The organism is Paenibacillus sp. B46(2026), from assembly GCF_056786355.1.
The window spans coordinates 6,335,336-6,355,865 of sequence record NZ_CM165907.1 but is presented as its reverse complement, the minus strand read 5'-3'; the positions used below and the strand labels follow the sequence as shown (position 1 = coordinate 6,355,865).

Sequence of the window (20,530 nt, the reverse complement as noted above, 5' to 3'; positions counted from 1 at the left end):
CGGCCTATTGCGGATTGGTCGTCCAGATGCCTGCGGCTTTGACGAATACACGGTCGGACAGCTTGAGCGTTGCCAGTGCAAGTTCAGCTACATCTTCCGCTTGCATCATGCGATCTTCGTCCCCGATTTTCAGTCCTGCATTGGTCGCGAGTTCCGTATTCACTGTACTTGGTGTCAGCGCCGTTACACGAATGTTGGACTTGCGCACTTCCTGCATCAGAGATTCAGTCATGCCGAGTAGCGCAAACTTGGATGCACAGTATGCCGAACCTGTAGCGAATCCGCGCTCACCTGCAGTGGAAGCAATATTGATAATGCTGCCGCTACTTTCCTTGATCATGCTTGGAAGGACAGCACGTGTGACGTAATATGTACCCATAACGTTAACATGCAGAATGCGTTCCCATTCCTCTGGCTCCATTTCCAAGAACGAACCGAACTTCCCTATTCCTGCGTTATTGATGAGGATATCCACCGCACCGAGTTCCATCTCGATGGCTGCTACAGCGGCTTCAGCCTGCGTACGATCCGAGATGTCTGCTGCAGCACTGGTTACTTTCACGCCGTATTCCTGACTGAGGGACTGTTGAAGGGCCTCCAGATCGGAAGCGGTACGTGCAATAAGCCCGAGGTGCACCCCTTCTTTGGCAAGTGCTTCGGCGATGGCACGGCCGATACCTTTACCGGCACCCGTAATGATTGCTGTTTTATTTTTAAGTTCCATGTGGCTTATTCCTCCTTAGATTTTGGACTAGCATTTAATTATACTATATTACCCACAGTTCGGAAATTTGCTTCATCACTATTTGGTAATCTCGATGCTCCCGGAAGAGGTACGAGCTTTGATTAATTCCCGGCTCACCATTGGGGATTCAGGTACATCTACACTTCCGGAAGTAGCCTTAGCGTCATAGATTCCGTCAAAATCAGGTGCAACTTGAATGAAAATATCTCCTGATGTTCCAGACGCATTAATCGGGCCGGAATGGGACTGTTCAATATGAATACTACCCGAAGTGAATTGAACATCGGCTGCGCCGTTTAATTCAGTGATCTCAATATCTCCTGATTTAATCTCACTGTTTACATGACCTACTACCTGATCAGCAGTGAGACTTCCGGATGTCTGTTTCACGGTCATGTCTCCATCAATCATGGAAGCGTTAATGTCGCCAGAAGTTAGAACCAATTCAATATTGGGCGCCTTGATGTTTTCCAGACGTATGGAACCTGAGGTATTATTCAGCTCAAGCTGATTGGCATTTAGACCTGTCAGATCCCAGTCACTTGAAGAGGAGTCCAGCTTAACCTCATTTAATTGGTGTCCTTCAGGCAGGGCAACGGTTATTGTGGAGTCTTGATCATTCCAATACAGGGTGAAAAATTGCAAACGATCACGTTCTGTCTGAGACAGTTGGAATGTGCCGTTGGATAAGGTGGCTTGTTCGAAGCTTTTAACTACGGCAGGGTCCCATTTGCCATCCACTTCGATATAACCGTTCGAATCCGGGCTTACGACAAATTCAATATTCGCACTGAAATTAGCATTCATGATAATGTTCTGCAGTTCATCCTCTTTGAAATCCCATCGTTTGGAGTAGTTCTCCCGCTCATCTCCGAACTGAACTCCATAGATAGATGTTCCGAGCAAACCGATTCCAATACATATCACGGCCAAAGCAATCCATTTTTTGGTACTCATGCGGAAACATCTCCTTTCATCGTGTTTTTATTCCATCTAACGTATTGAAGAGTGACAATTTTGAAGGCTTTAAAAACGTACTTGGATGCGATGGCAAACAAAATGCCGACACCGAATGCGCCAATCGCAACGAAGATCTCTGCTTTATCGAGTTGGCTCAGGAATACGAAATCCACAACCGCTGCCACAGGAGCCAATACCAGCAAGGATAGGCTGGCAATAACAAGCCATACCGACCACATCATGAGACCAAGAGGAATGCCAAGAATCAGATTCAGGAATAACAGGCCGATGGCTGTGAAAAATTTGCGAGTGGCTCTGGTGCTGTTTCTAGGTGACCGCATTTCTTGATACGTTGGTGCATAGAACGCATCTGAACCCGGTGTATGGATGTCATACCGATCACCGAGTGCTTCCTTGGCGATCTCTTCCGGCTGTCCGAGTTCCCGAGCGATCTCTTCTTCCAGCCTGCCTTCTCGTAGTCCAAGCTCGAAATGTTGATCATAGTCGGCGAGCAACTCAGCCCGTTCGAATGGGTCCATCGGCCGTAGATGAACTTCCATGGCTTTCATAAATTGTTGTCTATTCATTAGGGGTTCCTTCCTCAATCAGATTTGCGACATTGCGCACAAATTCATTCCATTCTGTCGTCAGTGCCGTCATGTAGTCGCGACCTGTATCGGATAGTCGGTAATACTTGCGCGGCGGTCCTTCGCTTGATTCTTGCAGGTAGGTGGTGCAGTAACCGTCATTCACAAGCCGGCGAAGCAAGGGATACAGTGCACCTTCAGCAACTTCAATATGTTTGGAGACCGCCTGAGCCAGTTCGTAGCCATACCGATCCTGGCGGTTAATTAATACCAGGACGCACAGCTCCAATACTCCTTTTTTGAACTGGATGTTCACATTCACACAGGTTCCTCCTTAATAGCTTCATTTATCACTAGTGTGTATTGTTCAGTAGTGGTGGATTCATCATAGCATTCAGTACTGTTTAATGCAAGGTAGTGATTTTAAAATAGTTCCATGTCACGATTTACCCCATATCTATTTGTTTGATGTTGATGCGCAGCCGAAACAGTTTGTTTAGCTATAATTCAGCATACGCAAAAACCGGATCGGTTACTTCCGTCTGGAGGCGGATTCCGATCCGGTCTGTGAGATGAATTTTTGTATCTGCGGTTTACGTATTAACTCCTAAATGTCGGTTAATCCTGGGCGTCCAGAACTTTAAGGTCTTCCACAGCAGGGCCCTCAATGACATGGCCTGCATAATCGAAGCGGGAACCATGGCATGGGCAATCCCATGAACGCTCGCCCTCGTTCCATTCCACTTCGCACCCCAGATGGGTGCAGGTGGTATCCACTAGAAACAGCTTGCCACTAGTGTCCTTATAGGCGCCAGCCCGTTTGCCATTATGACGAACGACAGCTCCTTCGTCTTCGCCAATATCACTAACCTTTTTGTGCACAATGCCTACTTTACCAGAGATTAATTCCTTGGCTACATTGGCGTTCTCCACAATAAAGTTCTTCATGCCAGGATCTGCCTTGAATCTTGCTGGATCAAATACTTCAGCATGTGGATTATCACGTCCGGTGATGCGATCTGCGAGAATGTGACCGGCCATGGTACCCGTTGTCATACCCCATTTGGCAAATCCAGTCGCGACATAGACGCGTTCATGTCTTCCGGTAATCGGTCCGATGTAGGGCACCTTGTCAATGGAGATCAGATCTTGGGCTGACCAGCGATAAGGAATGTTGCGAATGCCAAATGTCTCCGCTGCGAACTGCTCCAGGCGTTCATAATGACCGAAGGTGCAGATGCCTTGTCCGGTTTTGTGATTTTCGCCGCCAAAAAGAATAAGTTCCTTTCCGTTATGTAAGACGGTACGCAAGGAGCGGTACGGTTTATCGTCCGAGATGTACATACCGCCATCATAGGGTTTCTCCGGTTCGACTAATACGGCGTAGGATCGTTCCGCGTGTAATCGCGTGAAATAAAATCCGGGATCATAGACGGGGAAATGAGAAGCCACGACAACATGTTCCGCGGTTACGGATGGGCCATCGCCATAGGTTCGTACATGCAGTGAAGCGTCTTCCTCTACATCCGTAACTGTCGTATGCTCGTAGATCTGTACCCCTTGTTTCACAGCTGAATCGAGCAAGTAGTGAAGATAGGCCAGCGGATCAAATCGTGCCTGACCCGGCATGCGAATGCCTGCTCTGGCGGGAACTGGAATGGGAAGGGGATCGACCCAATCACCAGGAATATTGAGTTTGCCATACGCGGTCAGCTCGATCTCCAGTTTTTTAATGTTTTCCTCTGATTGAATGTAGACGTAGGCATCTTCCTCTGCCCACTGGCAATCAATCTGTTTTTCCTTCACCAGATTGCGCATCCACTTCGCGGCATCGGCATTACCTTCATAGTACATCCGAGCCTGTTCTTGTCCGAAATGATGCATAATTTCATCAAATATGACACCATGCTGGGCAGATACCTTGGCCGTGGTATGGCCGGTCGTACCATCCAGTACTTTTCCGGCCTCCAGCACGACCACACGCATATCCGTCTGCGCCAGCAAATAGGCTGTAGTAATGCCGGCAATACCTGCACCGATAATGGCCACATCAGCGGTAATATCTTCTGTCAGTTTCGGATAGCTATCGAATTCATGCGTCGCACGCCACAGTGATTCCGGGACCGGGGGCAAACCCGTCTTGGGCTGCTGGTTGTCGCTCATTTTTCTTCCTCCTTGATTATCTTCAATCTATCGAATGGGATATTGTTCATCACAAGTCGTAATACTCTTATTCATGATTGCCAGACTGTTCCAGAAAAAAACGATACGATTCAGATTTTGCAGGGGGATGTTCACAATTTCCTGCACAGAACCTCTGTTTTTTTTGTTAAACATGCTATATGATAGAATTACCGAAATCGTTTTAGATTTTGAAAAGGAGATAGAGTTTTACACTTGTAAACGTTGATTATAAAAGGATTAATCGATCCATCGGAAGAACGAATTCATCCGAATTAACCCCCGTTTTTTCATAAGATATGTATTCGCTATCATTTCAATCAACTACCGATCACCAAAGGAGATTCCATATGACGACCAACCAAACGAAATATCCGTTTCAAGATACAGCACTAGAGTTAGACACCCGTGTGAAGGACCTTGTATCCCGCTTGACTGAAGATGAAAAAATTGAATCCATGCTGCAATATCAGCCAGCAGTAGATCGCTTGGGTGTGCCTGCATACAAACACGGAACAGAAGCGGCCCACGGCTTGGCCTGGCTTGGAGAAGCAACATCTTTCCCACAACCGGTGGGGCTAGCCTGCACATGGGATGCAGATCTGATGAAGGAGATCGGCTCCGTGCTCGGAGACGAGGCACGTGTATTTTATAAACGCAATCCGGCAGTGAACGGTCTTACGTTGTGGGCACCTACAGTGGATATGGAACGTGACCCGCGCTGGGGACGGAATGAAGAAGCTTATGGTGAAGACCCGGAACTGACAGCCGAGCTGACGACAGCATTGGTCAAAGGGATTCAGGGCGACCATCCCAAGTATTACAAAGCGGTAGCTACCTTGAAGCATTTTCTTGCAAACAATAACGAAGTCGATCGTGGAAGCGGTTCGTCCAGCATTGATCCGCGCAACATGCGTGAATATTATCTGAAAGCGTTTGAGAAGCCATTTAAGGAAGGCGGCGCACAGTCCATGATGACGGCGTACAACTCCATTAACGGTACACCAGCGTTGTTGCATCCTTTTGTAAACGAGATTGTCAAAGGCGAATGGGGCATGGATGGTTTCATTGTTAGTGACGCAGGCGATGTGATGGGCATCAAGAACGATCATAAATACTATGATTCCCATACACCGGGTACGGTCGAGTCCGTGAAAGCCGGAATTGACAGCATCACCGATGATGCTGATCTGTCCAAGCAGGCGCTGCGTGAAGGATTGGAACAAGGTACACTCACGATGGATGACATCGACAAAGCATTGTTTAATACGTTCCGTGTGCGTTTCCGTCTGGGCGAGTTCGATCCGGAAGAGGGTAATCCTTACGCTGCTATTGGTGAAGAGTCCATGATGACGGAGAAAGCAAAAGAACTGTCGCTCAGAGCCGCGAGAGAACAAGTGGTACTGCTCAAGAATGACAAAGGCACACTCCCGTTGGACAAAACAAAAGCAGGTAAAGTGGCTGTCATTGGTCAATTGGGAGGAACCGTCTATCGTGACTGGTATGCAGGCACCATGCCGTATAACGTATCTCCGCTTGAAGCAATCCGTGGTAAAGTAGGCAGCGATAAAGTAGCGTTCAAGGATGGAAATGACCGCATTACGTTAACTTCCGTAGCCAATGGGAAGAAGATTGGACTGGCGGCTGGTGAGAAGTCATCTGTTATTGCTTCGGGAAAAGCGGAGACGTTTATGGTGTCCGACTGGGGCTTCGGAAGTTATACCTTGCAGGCGGAAAGCAACGGCAAATATCTGACCACAGATGAAGAGACCGTAACGGCTTCCGCAGATGAAGTGTACGGCTGGTTCGTGAAGGAAGTATTCCACCTGTTGCCACAAGAGGACGGCAGTGTAGGTCTGACCACTTGGAATGGCAAAACGGTGACTGCACCTAATGGTGGAAACGATGCATTTGCGGTGTCCGAAGAACTGAAAACCTTCGGTGCCACAGAGACGTTCAAGCAGGATATTATTGTGAATGGACTTGAGGAAGCAGTAGCAGCTGCCAAGGCTGCGGAAACGGCAATTGTCTTTGTGGGTAATAATCCGCTTGTAAATGGTAAAGAAGAGATCGATCGTCCAAGTCTGGATCTGGCCGAATCCCAGCAACGTCTGGTTGAGGCGGTCTATGCCGCGAACCCGAATACGGTTGTGGTCATCGTGGGTAGCTATCCATTCACATCGAATTGGGTTCAGGAGAACATCCCGGCGGTATTGTACACTTCACACGCAGGACAGGAACTGGGTAACGCAGTAGCAGACGTACTCTATGGCGACTATGCGCCAGCAGGCCGTTTGAACATGACATGGGTACAATCAGCAGATCAACTGACCGACATTAAGGATTACGATATCATTCAATCCGGTCGGACATATCAATATTTTGAAGGTAATGTATTGTACCCGTTTGGACATGGTCTGACGTATGCAACGTTTAAATACAGCAATTTGGAACTTAGCCCAACTCAAGTGGGTACAGAGGGCAGCGTTACGGTAACTGTAGATGTAACCAATACGGGTTCAATTGCCAGTGATGAGGTTGTACAGTTGTACGTTCGTGCAGGCAAATCCCGGGTGAAACGTCCACTCAAAACGTTAAAAGGATTCCGTCGTCTTCATATCGAAGCGGGAGCTACAGCAAAAGTCAGCTTCACCTTGCCTGTTCAGGAACTGGCCATCTGGGATGTAACTCGTGATCGGTATGTCGTGGAAAGTGGAACTTACTCTATTATGGTTGCCAAGTCATCCTCCGATGTTCAGCTGGTTGCAGACTTGACGGTAGAAGGAGAGACAATCCCTGCTCGTAATCTGGCTGTGGCTACTCGTGCCGAGAATTATGATGCTTACCTGGGTGTTGATCTGGATGAGAGCAAAGAGGGCGGAAGTGCTGTCCATGTAGTTGGAGAGCAGGGATGGATTGCCTTCAAGGATGCCGATCTGGGTAGTGGGGCAGCAGCAATTGAAGCTCGTGTATCCGCAGAACAAGCAGGCGCTGTATTGGAAGTGCGATTCGGTTCACCAGAAGGTACGCTCGCAGGACGTGCGGAACTGGCGCAAGGTGAAGCTCAGCAGTGGTCTACCGTTAAGGCTGAACTCACAGATGTAGCAGGTGCGCAGGATGTATACATTGTGCTGTCCGCAGGCATACGCATCAGTCACTTCGAGATTCGCTAATTCAAACAACAAGAAAAAGCCTCCGAATGCATTCGGAGGCTTTTTCTTGTTGTTTGATGAGCATTTGCATAAATCCCCTGAGCGGTAGGATTCGAATTATGCAAAATGCTGTGATATGAATCGTGTTTTTATTTTCCGTCAAACGAAATCATTTTTTGTACAAATTGCTTCAATTGTTTGTTGGTTTCATTCAATTGTTCAATTGTGCTCATGAAATTGTTTACGAGTTCAGCCTGCTCTTGGGAGCTTGCAGTAATCTCACCGAGTTCATTCTCCATGCCCTGAATGGATTGCCGGACCGAGAGAAGAGAGTCCTCAATACGGGCCGTCGCTTCCTTGGTATCGACAGACAGTTTGCGAATTTCTTTGGCAACAACGCCGAAACCTGCACCGGCTTCCCCTACACGTGCAGCTTCTATAGCTGCATTCAAGCCGAGCAGATTGGTCTGTTCGGAGATTTCACGAATGAAGCTGGCGACTTGAGTTACATTGCCTGATTTCTGTACGGCCTGTTTGGAGTTGTTCCGGATCTCTTCGGTTGTGGCACTGAGTTCCTCGGAGTGTGCGGCTACGTGCTGTACACTGTCAATTAACTGGTTGGTCAGATTTTCGGTAGCATCCATGAGTTGTTGCAGTTGCTCCTGGTCATCCATACTGTAGAGCAGGTTAAACAGGGCGATGACTTCACCTTGTTCATTTTTGATTGGAATAAAAGCCACGTCAAAAGGAATGCCGAATAAATCTTTAGGGTAGTGATCGAATCGTTTGACTGTACCCCCGTTCAGATCTGCAAAATTTCGATTTCCATCCAACAGAGGGTCTCCGGGTTGATAATTCAGTTGTTTTAACGATTCCCCTGCTGAGAAATATAGGAATTTCTCATGATCAATAATGGACAGGGTTACATCCTGACGGATGGTGTCTCGAAAGAACGGCATACATGTAATTAATGCTTGAACAATATCCATATTAAAGGTTAATCCTCCTTGGCTACCTTATGTAAACGGTTAAATTTTAAAATGCTAAATTACTAACTACCTATATAATATATCGTCATGCAATAGAGAAGAAAATAGAGAGAATGGATAAAACTTATTTCTTTAAAAAAAGGCGGCTATACGCCAAAAAGACACGAGTCCGCGGGGACCCATGCCTTGCTAGCTGGTGAAGGGGAATAAAATCAATGTTATAGCATACTGATCTGTATTGTAACGATGGTCTGAGAGGCTATTGTCGCACGGACATCAATCAAACGCTGATTCCGGCTGCCGCGGAAGGGCAGGGAGACATCACGTTCAGCTTCAACATATCGTCCGTCGATAATGACGTCGCATAACCGGGCAAGCTCCGCTCTCACAGGGTCGGTGACCAGCTCTTCATATTCGAATCCCGTGTAAGCCCACACCGTCAGATCAGGACGTGCAGCGCGAAGCTGCTGAACCCAGGACGTACATTCTGCTGCCGAGAAAAAGGGATCACCACCACACAGCGTAACGCCATCCAGCAAGGGATGGGTCGTCACTTCATGCAGAATCTGCTGCTGCCGCTCCTCTGTAAAGGGCTCACCCGCTCGAAAGCTCCATGAATCCGGACTGAAGCAGCCCGGACAGGCGTGACGACATCCGCTGATGAACAACACGGCGCGCAGGCCTGTCCCTTCATTCACCGATTCCGGGATGTAACCATACAGATTCACCGGTGCTTCACCCGATCCCGCACTTCGGCCTGCTTCGCAGCATTGAAGCGTACTTTGTAATCTCCGGTCAGATAACCCGTTACGCGGCGCAAACGCTGGAAGTGGACATGGTTCTCGTGGGCTTCGCAGCCTGGACATACATCCCCGATGACCCCTTCATAACCACATGCAGGGCAGCGATCAATTGGGTGATTAATGGAGAAATATCCGATATCCTGTGCCAGTGCATATTGCACGATCCGCAGGAAAGCTGCGGTGTTGGCTCGAACGTTCCCGTCAAGCTCCACATAGGAGATTGCACCCGCATTGCATAACGTATGGAACGGGGCCTCCAGTTCAATCTTCCGATAAGCCGGAAGGGTATGATAGACCGGGATATGGAATGAATTCGTATAATACTCCCGATCATTAACTCCAGGAATGAGGCCATAACGCTCTCTGTCGATCTTCGTGAATTTGCCGGACAACCCTTCAGCAGGTGTGGCAAACAGTGTGATGTTCAGGTTATGCTGCTCGCTCATCCGATCACAGAACTCTCGCATGGTCCGAATAATGTTCAGCGCTTCGCGATGTACATGAGTGTCCTGCCCATGATGACGCCCATAGAGAGCTGTCATACATTCAGCGAGACCGATAAAACCAAGGGATAACGTGCCGTGTTTCAGCAGATTCGCAACGGGTTCATTGGGAGCGAGCTGCTCTCCACCTTCCCATACACCCTCCCGCATCATGAAATCGGATGCTTTGGCAGGTTGCGTGGTCTGGATTCGGTAGCGATGTAACAGACCGTTAGCAGCATTATGCATCACGGATTCCAGTGCGGTGTAGAATCCTGCCCGATCCGCAACGGCTCTGCTGCCTTGGCAGATGCCAAACCGGATGCCGAGCTTAACCAGGTTAATGGTGTTGAAGGACAGATTCCCCTTACCACTCTGACGATTGCGTCCAAACCGATCAGCCAGTGTACGTGTACGGCATCCCATGGTGGCGATGATCGTATCCGGATCTTCCGGATGATAGAAGGGCAGATTGAAGGAGGCATCCACATTGACAAAGTTGGGATACATCCGCCGGGATGAACAGGTGACTGCGAGGCGGAACAAATCATAGTTCGGCTCGCCTTGAGCCTGATTGATCCCCTGTTTACATTGGAAAATATGTTGAGGGAACACGGGAGTCTCCCCGTTACCCAGACCGCGGATGGTTGCTTCGAGCAACGAGCGTGATACCAACCGACCTTCCGCTGATGTACATAATCCATAGTTCAGTGAAGTAAATGGAATCTGACCACCTGCCCGGCTGCTCATTGTATTCAGGTTATGAATCAGTGATTCAGCAGCTTGTCCTGTCTCCAGTTCAGTCTCTTCATAGGCGAAAGCATATGCGCGCGGGCACTGATTCTTCGCTTCGATACTGTCCAGATAAAGCTGTTCATCCCCGATCAGGACATTCTCACCGAAGAGACGTTGGCCTTTGCGGTAATGTTTGCGGAACGATCGCTGTACATAGGGAGCCAGGTCCCAGTCAATCTTGTTGGCTGACACACCGCCGTATTGACTGTTCTGTTGGGACTGGAAGATGATCGCAACCAAGGCCATGGCAGACATGATTGTCTGAGGTGTGCGAACCGATCCGTTACCTGTATTGAAACCTGCAGCCAGAAGACGGTCAAACGGGATAAAGATGCAGTTGGTCGTTCCAAGTGCATACTGATCCAGATCGTGCACGTACAGATCCCCGTTCTCCACAGCTTGAGCAAGCTCTTCCGGCAACACATGACGCAGAGCATGCCACTTGGCGGTCTCCGAACCGAGCCTGCTCATCTTGCCGCTGAAGGAGTCTCCGTTCAGATTGGCATTTTCCCTCAGCGTATCGGCGTCTTCTGCGCCAATAATTCGTCTTCCCAGGTCGGATAATAGATCGGATGCCGGTGGAGTGGCATACTCAAGCATGTTCATGTAAGGTTCCTCCTAAAATGATTTTGGTTATCATTCAATTCACGTTAAATACTATATGTAGATTCGTATTATCCATTTATAAACTATATGTGGTTTTTTGGGTGTGATAATGGTCACACAACTTACTGGGCAAAGTGGACTTTCCTTTAATTGCTGTGGATAAAGGTTCCCAAAGTCTGAGCGGAAGCGTATAATTTCTAGTTATTCTGCAAGTATAATATCCGAAGTCGGACAAGATGGACTTTGATCAATCTGAAAAGGCGATTTGCCATAATTTTTCGTTTGTTCAACCATCCGTTTAAGACCTGTTTTTGACCGCAAATGGGCAACAAGTAGGAAGTATGATTCTCTTATACAGCTACGGTGTTAATCATATAAGTATAGATTGTGACAGCTATTCGGATTTTTGATGAACCCTTGTACGTGATTAAACAATATGATCTACAGATTTGATAGTGCAGCTAAGACAAGAGGGGTGGATCATGGGGACGGCAGAAGGCATTACGAGAGGCTTCCATGAAGATATAAAGGAAGCTGCGGCCCATATTGTAGACGTATTAAGTGGTATATTGAAGGTCAATACCATCTTTGTTGCTACGAATGACGGTTTGACGAATGTCATTCTGGAGGCATTCAATCGCAAGGAAGAATTGATTGTAAAAGGTAGCGAACTTCCATTTGAAGATTCTTACTGCAGCTTGGTATTAAGAGATAGACATGAAAACCTTACCATCCAGGATAGGATACATCTCCTGGTTCCCTATGGCATGCATATTGAACTGCATGAAGCGGAAGCCTTTGATGCTGTTCTGACGAAGCCGGTCAGACAACTGATCTGTTGAATGCATTGAGTATTACGCTGCCTTAAATGAGCAGATAGATGAAGGAATATCTTAATTGGCGCACCTGCTATAGGTGCGCTTCTTTGGTTTCTGCTTTTGAATTTTCCATTTTCTGAGCCTAAGCCCTTTTATTCCGAGCTGGTTACGTTACAATAGAATGTGAACTTCATCTTTATAACCAATAGAGGAGGATATGCAATCAATGGATTATCGTAGATTAGGTGGAAGCGGACTGAAAGTAAGCGAGATCAGTCTGGGAAGCTGGCTGACGTACGGAGGGTATGTGGAACGTGAAAATGCGGTGAAATCAATTGAAACTGCATTCGATGAAGGCATTAACTTTTTTGACACAGCCAACGTATACGAACGGGGTGCAGCAGAAGAACTGCTTGGGCAGACGCTTAAAGCCTACTCCCGTGACTCCTATGTACTTGCAACCAAAGTATTTGGCAAAATGGGTGATGGTCCGAATGACCAGGGGTTGTCTCGCAAACATATCATGGAGCAATGTGAAGCCAGCTTGAAGCGCCTAGGCGCTGAATATGTGGATATCTATTACTGCCACCGTTATCATACAGAAACACCGATCGAAGAAACACTGCGCGCGCTTGATGACCTGGTGCGTCAGGGCAAAGTATTGTATGTTGGCGTCAGCCAGTGGACTGCGGCTCAGATGGAAGCTGCTTTGGGTACAGCAGACCGCCTGCTCTTGGATCATATCGTGGTCAATCAGCCGGTGTATAACATGTTCGACCGATATATCGAAAATGAGATTATTCCGCTGGGTGAGCGCAAAGGCATCGGACAAGTCGTATACTCCCCGCTTGCTCAAGGTCTATTGACTGGGAAATATACGTCCATTTCCGATATTCCGGAGAACAGCCGTGCTGCCAAGCTGGGCTGGGACGAAGGAAAGATCAATGCAGATCGCATCGGAAAAGTTCGTCAACTGATGGAGGTGGCGGACAAGCTGGATCTGAAGGTTGGTCAACTGGCCCTGGCGTGGATTCTGCGCCAGAACAACGTATCCAGTGCACTTGTAGGGGCGAGTCGTCCCGAGCAGGTAAAAGAGAATGCAGCTGCATCCGGCGTGAAGCTGGATGCTGCCATTGTCGAGGAGATTGAGCGTATACTTGCTTAATCTCCTGACAGCACACAAGCTCGGATGATATAAAATAATCCATAAGCAAAGGGATGTCCTGTACGCCTGAATGGCGAACGTGACATCCCTTTTTGTTAAGTGGAGCATGAAAGGTTATAACCTTCTTTAAAACGTAAGAGGCAGAGAGCGAAGTGGTAAGGCACATACGCGGTTACGCCCTGTATTCTTAGCTTCATATAGTGCACGGTCAGCCTGTTCGAAGAAGTCGTTATCATCGTGGTCATCACAATGATCCGGATATACGGCTACACCGATGGAGATGGTTAGACGTATCGTGTACCCGTCAGGCAGGGCAAATTGATATTTCTCTACCCCTTGCCGGATCGATTCGGCAATAGCCATGGCCTGTCGGTGTCCACAATCGAGCAAGAGAATGGCGAATTCTTCACCACCGTTTCGAGACACGATATCAGTGGAACGCGCATGCTCAACGAACAGTTGTCCGAGCTGCTTCAGAACCGCATCTCCGGCGGAATGACCGAAGGTGTCGTTTACCTTTTTGAATCGGTCAATATCGATGGCAAGCAAGGACAGCTTTTGTTGGTATTCCCGCGCATGCTGAAGCTCTGATTGAAGTGATTTTTCGAACTGTCTTCGATTGCTCAGGTTGGTAAGATGGTCGGTAGATGCTCTTCTCTCCAAAAGAAATAACATTTCATTCGATTTATTAATAAATTCTGCGATGAAATAGATAAAGATCCCACCGACAAAGGAAATCGTCATCTGTAACGGATATACCTTCATTAATGAATTCATGCTGTCCGTGTTCAGCATAAGGATGATAAAGATCAAGGTCATGCCCAACAGATTCATCGTAATAATTTTGGTCAATCTGGACCAGGAAGCATAAGCGAAATACACACCGGACAGCCCGATCAAAGTCATAACAAAACCTGCATCAATGGCAGAGGAAGATATGCCAAACATCAGAATACGAAGCATCGAGATAACGAGCCCCGCAACGACCGAAGCCAGTCCTCCAAGATATACCGCTGCGGTAACGATGGCCAGATGCCGTAGATCTACAATAGTACTTTCGTTCAGAGGGAAGGAATAGTTCATGAGTACTGTGCCATATATGCCGAATAATAAGCCGCCGATCATCTGAACACGTAGCGAGGGAAAAGGCAATCGGATACTATAGAACTTGGCGATGATTCCGGACACATACATAAACGTAATCATGACACAGATATTAATGAAAAAAGTGCTAAACAACCGACATTCCCCCTTTTTACGCACATCCCTATATTTTATCTGAAAAATGGTGCTGTAGCGAACCATATTATCCCAAATTTTTGAGGGGATTGCTGGGAAACTTGTTTTTAATTCCATACCCGGGTTGTTGGCGTGGATATTGACTTGATTATACAATGAGATTTATACTTAATCTAAATCAAAATTCATCCCCTTTAACTGGGAAGACTATTGTAAGTAGAAGATCAGCGTCTGATTTCATATAAAATGCATTAATGATAAAGGAGAAATGGTTGTGAGAACTTTAAATCTGACGATACAACGGCAAGCAGTATACGATGTGGTGCGCCATTCGGAAGATCACCCGACAGCTGCTGAAGTAATGAATCGACTCGTGGAACAAGGATATAACCTGGCCTATGGTACGGTATATAATTCCCTTCGTTATCTGACGGACAAAGAATTGATACGGGAGCTTAAACTCGGAGAGACAGCAAGCCGATATGATGCCCGCATGGATGATCACCAGCACATTATGTGTGAAGTGTGCGGCAAAGTGGACGAGGTAATGACGGAGGTTCCTCCACAATGGATGAAACAGGTAGCTGAAGAAACCGGATATGCAATCGACCATGCTCATGTGGTCTTTGGAGGTGTCTGCGGGGAATGCAGAAACAAACGGATCAAGTAAAAATAAAGCTGCCTGGCCGCCGTTTACCCATTCGGGTTAAACCCGCCTTGTCCGATTCAACACCTCTTGTGGACAATTGTCCTGTTACACGACGTGTTATTCTGATCAGCCCGATGCCTGGGCAGGTACACGAACTGGTTAAGGCCTTGACGGATAGTTGCTTCGATGTGCTGGTCTTTCACCGCTGGGAACCGGATCTGCATGAACGCCTTGTCTTCGATCTGTTGATCTATGATCTGTCGGTTGCCGGAACCATCGATGCATTCGCTGGGATCAGCAGCCGATTGAACCGGGAGGCAGAACACACAACGCCATGTCTGTATCTGGTCGGCGAGAAGATGATCGGCAGCGCGAGTGGACCGATGCTTCAGGAAGAGTTGTTGGTGTGGCCTGCACGTCCGCAGGAAGCTCTTTACCGGGTGCAACGTATGATTGGCAACAGTCCTGCTATGCCCAAACGTGGATTTTTGCCTGAGGAAGGGCAGCGTATCGGATTCAAGGATCTATGGCTGGATCGTGAACGGATGAGTGTGCAGCGCGACAATAACCGGATTCATCTGACCAAGACCGAGTATGATCTGTTGCTCAAGCTGATTGATGCCAAAGGTGCAGTCATTTCCCGTGAGGAGATGCTCAGCGATATCTGGGAGACAGATTTTACGGGTGGAAGTAATGTGGTCGATGTTCATATCAAAAGTTTGCGCAAAAAATTGGGCGATAACGCGTCTTCGCCGCAATATATCGTAACAGTAAGAGGAGTGGGCTACCGCCTGGCGGATTAGTCCGCTTTTTTTTATATCTATCGCTCACGTATGTTCATACGTCATTCATGATTGGATCAAGAACCTCATCGTAATCTCATGTGAACCTCATGCAACAGATGAATGGGACATGTTAGAATCAATTTAACAGTTAGATCAAGTCTAAATGTATATTTAAACCGAAGCCGAATATGATTTTAATAGTGGATATATAGCAGGCGTGAGACCCATTAGAGGAGGACGACATGATGACAGAACGTATGACAACCAATCAAGGTGCACCTGTAGGTGATAATCAGAATTCCCGCACAGCAGGCAGAAGAGGACCGACACTGCTTGAAGACTACCATCTTATTGAGAAAATGGCCCACTTTGACCGTGAACGTATTCCCGAAAGAGTTGTACATGCGAGAGGTGCCGGAGCCCACGGCGTATTCACACTGGAGCAGAGTATGAAGGCTTTTACAACAGCGGACTTCCTGCAAGATCCAGGTACGGAGACCGATGTTCTGGTTCGTTTTTCGACCGTTATTCACGGTACGGGATCACCAGAGACTGCACGAGATCCGCGTGGATTTGCCGTCAAATTCTACACGCGCGAAGGCAACTATGATATCGTAGGCAACCATCTCCCCGTCTTCTTCATTCGTGATGCCATGAAGTTCCCTGACATGGTTCACTCCCTGAAGCCAGCTCCAGATACCAACATTCAGGACCCAGCTCGCTATTGGGACTTTATGACCCTCTCGCCGGAATCAACCCACATGATGACCTGGTTGTTCTCTGACCTGGGTACACCGGCGAATTATCGGGAGATGGATGGATTCGGCGTACATGCTTTCAAATGGATCAATGCACAGGGCCAGGTCCACTATGTGAAGTATAAGTGGGAGTCTGCACAAGGGGTTCGAGGCTTCTCTCGTCAGGAAGCTGCCGAGGTACAGGGCCAGGACTTTAACCATGCTACCCGTGACCTGCGTGAACATATCAAAAACGGGCAATACCCGCAGTGGAAGCTTCAGGTACAGCTGTTGAAGCCTGAACAGATGGATGATTTTGCTTTTGATCCACTCGACCCAACCAAAACATGGCCTGAAGATGTATTACCGTTCCAAACGGTGGGAACCATGACCTTGAACCGGAATCCGCAAAACTTCTTTGCTGAAGTGGAGCAGGCTGCCTTTTCTCCTAGTGCGCTGGTACCTGGAATTGAGCCTTCCGAAGACAAATTGCTGCAAGGACGCTTATTCTCTTATCCAGATACACAGCGTCACCGGCTTGGAACAAACTATTTGCAAATTCCGGTGAATTGCCCGTACGCACCCGTTCGTAATCATCAGCGTGATGGACTCATGAATGTGAATCAGGACCCATCTCCGGTGAACTATGAACCCAACAGTTCCGGGAACAGCCCGCAGGAAGATCCGGCATACCGGGACAGTCAGGTTCCATTGCAAGGGCACGTTACACGCGAGAAAATTGAGAAAACGGATGATTATACGCAGGCAGGGGAGCTTTTCCGTTCATTTACTCCTGTAGAGCAGCAGCACTTGCTGGATAATCTGATCAATGACCTTAAGGGGGTATCTGTTGATATTCAAATGCGTGCCCTGTGCCATTTCTTCCGGGCAGATGGACAGCTTGGCGGTCGTTTGGCTCATGGACTTGGCGTGGATATTTCTGCACATATGCCGTCACAGGATGGAAAATAAAACAGAGTTTGACTATATAGTCAGAACATAATATCAACTGATATTCGGTGAAGACCGGGCAAACCGTGAACGTGCGGAATTTCCCGGTCTTTCGCTTTTTTTTTGGTGAAATGGAAAACAAATTTACAAATCATTTACATAAAATAGCTGACATAGAGGTTGACTTCTCATTTGATGGCACTACAATGGGTAGTGTGAGGGGTGTCAGAATATGAGAATACACAATTTCAAAGTGGGTGAGCGGGGGCTCAACCGATTTTTCGGTCCGCTGGAGGCCAAGATCATGGACATTTTATGGGCACGTCCTGGCAGCAGCATCCGTGAAGTGCAGACCGCACTTGAACAAGATAAAGACGTCAATTTTAATACAGTTATGACCGTGATGAACCGACTCGTAGACAAAGGATTGCTTGGCAAGTCTCAAAAGGGCAGAACATCTTTGTACCAACCGGTACAGAGCAAGGAGGAGTTTATGAACGACCAATCCAAGGAACTGTCACATGAGTTGGTGGATGAATTCGGAGCGCTGGCATTGAATCATATGCTGGATGCCCTGGATGAAGCAGATGCGGGTCTGATTGAACGCCTGGAACAGAAGATCAAGCAGTGGAAAAAGGATAGTGATTAAGATGTGGAAGGCCCGCTCGAAGCTGTTGTTTACCGTCGGGTTTGGCATTCCGTTACTCGTGTTCGTGCAGATGTTCATGTACGCGATGTACAAGATTTTTGGCTGGGATATCCCGTTTAATCTGCTCTGGCTCTGCAATCATTGGATGAGCCGACTGGGCTGGTTATCCGTGGGGCATTTTCTGCTCGCACTCGTCTTGCTGACATTCACCGGAACAGGCTGGTTACTTACGGTTCGCATGATGAAAACCAGGGCAGCCGTACGTAAACTCCGCTCCATGGAGGTTCGAGCATTGTCCCGCGAACTGGAGTTCAGGTATCACCATCTCGGACAGCCCGGATTCATTGTGGTGGACAAGCCATCTCCGGTTGCATTTACAATTGGTTTATGGAGACCTTGCATTGTACTCTCCACAGGACTTCTGACGATGCTGGATGCAGAGGAGGAGACTGCAGTGGTGTACCACGAAGTCCATCATCTGCGGCACCGTGACCCACTGAAGACGACACTGCTATCGGTATTTGCAATTATGATGCCGTATATACCCGTATTGAAGCATACGTCGAAACATTACAATATCGTTAGAGAGATTCTGGCGGACAATGAGGCCATTGAGCGTACAGGAAATGTGGCAGGTATCGGCAGTGCTTTGCTCAAGCTGCTCCGGGCTTGTCCTGAACCTTGGGGAGCAAAAGAACTGACTGTACAATCGTCATTTGCGGATACGTCGGTAAATGTCCGAATTTCGCGTCTGCTGGACCCGGAACAGGACGTCACGCTGAGATTGCCACGTTATGCTGTTCTGATGTCGGCTACCGTTTTTCTGTTGCTGTCTATCTTGTTTGTTTGGTCCATTGGATAAATCAACTTGGCTAAAACGTGAGGTCGAGTATAACACTAGGAAGGAAGATGAACATGAATAATAAAAGTGTAGAGATTGGATTACTTTTCTCAAGGATTATGATCGGTTTGATCTTTGTATTGCACGGCTGGAGTAAATTCGAAGGTGGAATCAGTGGTACAGTAGGTTTCTTCGAAAGTATCGGTATTCCCGGATTTCTTGCATCGGTTGTAGCCATCATTGAGTTGGTAGGTGGTGCGGCGATGATTCTGGGTCTGGGAACACGCGTGTTTGCAGCCCTGTTTGTCATCGTGATGGTTGGAGTTCTGTTTACAGCCAAAATGGGTGAGCCGTTCCTGAGTGGTACCGAGTTAGATTACCTGCTGCTGGCTGGTTCCCTGACACTGCTCTTCACAGGAAGCCGCTTCCTGGCTGTGGATTATCTTATCTCCAGACAGGGGAACGCTCGCCAAAATGTGAGTGCTTGAATCCAATAACCATTGCTTAAAGAATATTGAAGTGCGGGATTAATCCTGCAACGAGGCTTTCTATTGGCCAGCCCGGTTCCGAAGCTGTATTCACGAACCGGGCTGATCGGTGGGAGCTTTTTGGTTTGGACGACAAGCCTATGGTTTGATACAATGAGAATAAGTATGCTACTAAGAAAAAATAAGGAGGATGCATTTTATGATTAACGTCATTCCATCCGATGCCCGCTCCAGCTTTGATCGAGGCTGGCTTCGTGGCAGTCACAGCTTTTCCTTTGGAGAATACCAAGACCCGGATAATACCTCGTTTGGACCAATGCGGGTAGCGAACGACGATGTGATCGCGCCTGGCCGCGGTTTTGGGGCTCACCCGCATAGTGACATGGAGATTGTATCCATCGTACTGAACGGCAAGTTGCGACATGAAGATAACCTGGGTAATGTAGCCGTTACAGGCTTTGGTGGTATTCAGCGAATGTCAGCAGGCAGTGGCATGATTCATACCGAGCATAATGCATCCGATACCGAAGAGGTACGTTTGCTACAGCTCTGGTTCATGCCGCATACAAAAGGATTGCAACCCTCCTATGAAACCACATCATTTGATCCAGCCGCACTGGCAGGAGCACTCGTGCCTATTGTATCCCCAGATGGGGGACCAAGAGTTGCGACTATTCATCAGGATATGACAATCTACCTTGGCCGACTAGCCAAAGACGAAACGTTAACCTTTAATCAGGATACGGGCCGCCGGATGTACATTTTCTCCATCGAAGGCAAGCTGGGATTGGATGGAGAGTACCTGTTGAACGAAGGAGACACGGCTCGTGTGGAACAGCGGAATTCAATGGAACTGAAAGCAAACGAAGATACGTTCTATATGATTATTGATTTACCGTAGATGGCTG

General features: G+C 47.8%; 19 protein-coding genes. 10 read left to right on the top strand and 9 right to left on the bottom strand.

Annotation, left to right across the window (positions count from 1 at the left end):
* Nucleotides 1-4: 4 nt before the first annotated feature.
* From AC1S8V_RS28095 to AC1S8V_RS28075, 5 genes are all read right to left on the bottom strand, one after another.
* Nucleotides 5-724 carry a 3-ketoacyl-ACP reductase gene (locus tag AC1S8V_RS28095; RefSeq protein WP_482071605.1) on the bottom strand — a complete coding sequence of 240 codons (720 nt, stop codon included), beginning with the start codon at nucleotides 722-724 and terminating at the stop codon, nucleotides 5-7.
* A 78-nt stretch (nucleotides 725-802) separates the two neighbouring features.
* Nucleotides 803-1,702 carry a DUF4097 family beta strand repeat-containing protein gene (locus tag AC1S8V_RS28090; RefSeq protein ID WP_482071604.1) on the bottom strand — a complete coding sequence of 300 codons (900 nt, stop codon included), beginning with the start codon at nucleotides 1,700-1,702 and terminating at the stop codon, nucleotides 803-805.
* Entirely contained in the window at nucleotides 1,699-2,292 is a 594-nt protein-coding gene (locus AC1S8V_RS28085; protein ID WP_482071603.1) for an HAAS signaling domain-containing protein, read from the bottom strand. Before AC1S8V_RS28085 ends, AC1S8V_RS28090 begins: the two co-directional genes overlap by 4 nt.
* Entirely contained in the window at nucleotides 2,285-2,614 is a 330-nt protein-coding gene (locus tag AC1S8V_RS28080) for a PadR family transcriptional regulator (RefSeq protein ID WP_482071602.1), read from the bottom strand. The genes AC1S8V_RS28085 and AC1S8V_RS28080 overlap by 8 nt, the downstream gene beginning before the upstream one ends.
* A 296-nt stretch (nucleotides 2,615-2,910) precedes the next feature.
* The gene (locus AC1S8V_RS28075; RefSeq protein WP_482071601.1) at nucleotides 2,911-4,455 is read right to left on the bottom strand and encodes an FAD-dependent oxidoreductase; all 1,545 of its coding nucleotides are present in this window, start codon (nucleotides 4,453-4,455) and stop codon (nucleotides 2,911-2,913) included.
* A 368-nt stretch (nucleotides 4,456-4,823) separates the two neighbouring features.
* Between AC1S8V_RS28075 and AC1S8V_RS28070 the strand changes: the two genes are divergently transcribed.
* The gene (locus tag AC1S8V_RS28070) at nucleotides 4,824-7,646 is read left to right on the top strand and encodes a glycoside hydrolase family 3 C-terminal domain-containing protein (RefSeq protein ID WP_482071600.1); all 2,823 of its coding nucleotides are present in this window, start codon (nucleotides 4,824-4,826) and stop codon (nucleotides 7,644-7,646) included.
* A gap of 128 nt (nucleotides 7,647-7,774) precedes the next feature.
* Here the strand turns inward: AC1S8V_RS28070 and AC1S8V_RS28065 are convergent, their stop codons facing one another.
* The 3 genes from AC1S8V_RS28065 to AC1S8V_RS28055 all read right to left on the bottom strand — a co-directional run bounded on the left by AC1S8V_RS28065 (nucleotide 7,775) and on the right by AC1S8V_RS28055 (nucleotide 11,300).
* Nucleotides 7,775-8,614, bottom strand: a complete 840-nt coding sequence (locus AC1S8V_RS28065; RefSeq protein WP_482071599.1) for a methyl-accepting chemotaxis protein — start codon at nucleotides 8,612-8,614, stop codon at nucleotides 7,775-7,777.
* Between the two features lie 218 nt (nucleotides 8,615-8,832).
* Nucleotides 8,833-9,342 carry an anaerobic ribonucleoside-triphosphate reductase activating protein gene (gene nrdG, locus AC1S8V_RS28060; protein WP_482071598.1) on the bottom strand — a complete coding sequence of 170 codons (510 nt, stop codon included), beginning with the start codon at nucleotides 9,340-9,342 and terminating at the stop codon, nucleotides 8,833-8,835.
* Complete coding sequence (locus tag AC1S8V_RS28055; protein ID WP_482071597.1) at nucleotides 9,339-11,300, bottom strand: anaerobic ribonucleoside triphosphate reductase; 1,962 nt, start codon at nucleotides 11,298-11,300, stop codon at nucleotides 9,339-9,341. Before AC1S8V_RS28055 ends, nrdG begins: the two co-directional genes overlap by 4 nt.
* 482 nt (nucleotides 11,301-11,782) lie before the next feature.
* On the opposite strand from AC1S8V_RS28055, the gene AC1S8V_RS28050 reads away from it, so the two are divergent.
* Both AC1S8V_RS28050 and AC1S8V_RS28045 read left to right on the top strand, forming a co-directional pair.
* Nucleotides 11,783-12,142, top strand: coding sequence for a hypothetical protein (locus AC1S8V_RS28050; RefSeq protein WP_482071596.1), 360 nt, complete (start codon nucleotides 11,783-11,785; stop codon nucleotides 12,140-12,142).
* Nucleotides 12,143-12,344: 202 nt separating this feature from the next.
* Nucleotides 12,345-13,283 (top strand): aldo/keto reductase family protein, encoded by a 939-nt coding sequence (locus tag AC1S8V_RS28045; protein ID WP_482071595.1) that lies wholly within the window; start codon nucleotides 12,345-12,347, stop codon nucleotides 13,281-13,283.
* Nucleotides 13,284-13,409: 126 nt separating this feature from the next.
* On the opposite strand, the gene AC1S8V_RS28040 is transcribed toward AC1S8V_RS28045, so the two are convergent.
* A complete protein-coding gene (locus tag AC1S8V_RS28040) occupies nucleotides 13,410-14,522 on the bottom strand; it encodes a GGDEF domain-containing protein (protein WP_482071594.1) in 1,113 nt (370 codons plus the stop codon).
* 274 nt (nucleotides 14,523-14,796) lie between these two features.
* Here AC1S8V_RS28040 and AC1S8V_RS28035 point away from each other — a divergent pair, with 274 nt between their 5' ends.
* The 7 genes from AC1S8V_RS28035 to AC1S8V_RS28005 all read left to right on the top strand — a co-directional run bounded on the left by AC1S8V_RS28035 (nucleotide 14,797) and on the right by AC1S8V_RS28005 (nucleotide 20,523).
* Nucleotides 14,797-15,192 (top strand): Fur family transcriptional regulator, encoded by a 396-nt coding sequence (locus tag AC1S8V_RS28035; RefSeq protein WP_145324627.1) that lies wholly within the window; start codon nucleotides 14,797-14,799, stop codon nucleotides 15,190-15,192.
* Nucleotides 15,168-15,974, top strand: a complete 807-nt coding sequence (locus tag AC1S8V_RS28030; RefSeq protein WP_145324625.1) for a winged helix-turn-helix transcriptional regulator — start codon at nucleotides 15,168-15,170, stop codon at nucleotides 15,972-15,974. The genes AC1S8V_RS28035 and AC1S8V_RS28030 overlap by 25 nt, the downstream gene beginning before the upstream one ends.
* Nucleotides 15,975-16,201: 227 nt before the next feature.
* Nucleotides 16,202-17,665: a catalase gene (locus AC1S8V_RS28025; RefSeq protein WP_482074600.1), complete on the top strand. Its 1,464-nt coding sequence runs from the start codon at nucleotides 16,202-16,204 to the stop codon at nucleotides 17,663-17,665.
* 211 nt (nucleotides 17,666-17,876) lie between these two features.
* Nucleotides 17,877-18,293 (top strand): BlaI/MecI/CopY family transcriptional regulator, encoded by a 417-nt coding sequence (locus AC1S8V_RS28020; protein ID WP_017691824.1) that lies wholly within the window; start codon nucleotides 17,877-17,879, stop codon nucleotides 18,291-18,293.
* A gap of 1 nt (nucleotide 18,294) precedes the next feature.
* Complete coding sequence (locus tag AC1S8V_RS28015) at nucleotides 18,295-19,155, top strand: M56 family metallopeptidase (RefSeq protein WP_482071593.1); 861 nt, start codon at nucleotides 18,295-18,297, stop codon at nucleotides 19,153-19,155.
* Nucleotides 19,156-19,208: 53 nt separating this feature from the next.
* Complete coding sequence (locus AC1S8V_RS28010) at nucleotides 19,209-19,622, top strand: DoxX family protein (RefSeq protein ID WP_336762673.1); 414 nt, start codon at nucleotides 19,209-19,211, stop codon at nucleotides 19,620-19,622.
* A 199-nt stretch (nucleotides 19,623-19,821) separates the two neighbouring features.
* Nucleotides 19,822-20,523 (top strand): pirin family protein, encoded by a 702-nt coding sequence (locus tag AC1S8V_RS28005; protein WP_482071592.1) that lies wholly within the window; start codon nucleotides 19,822-19,824, stop codon nucleotides 20,521-20,523.
* Nucleotides 20,524-20,530 lie beyond the last annotated feature (7 nt).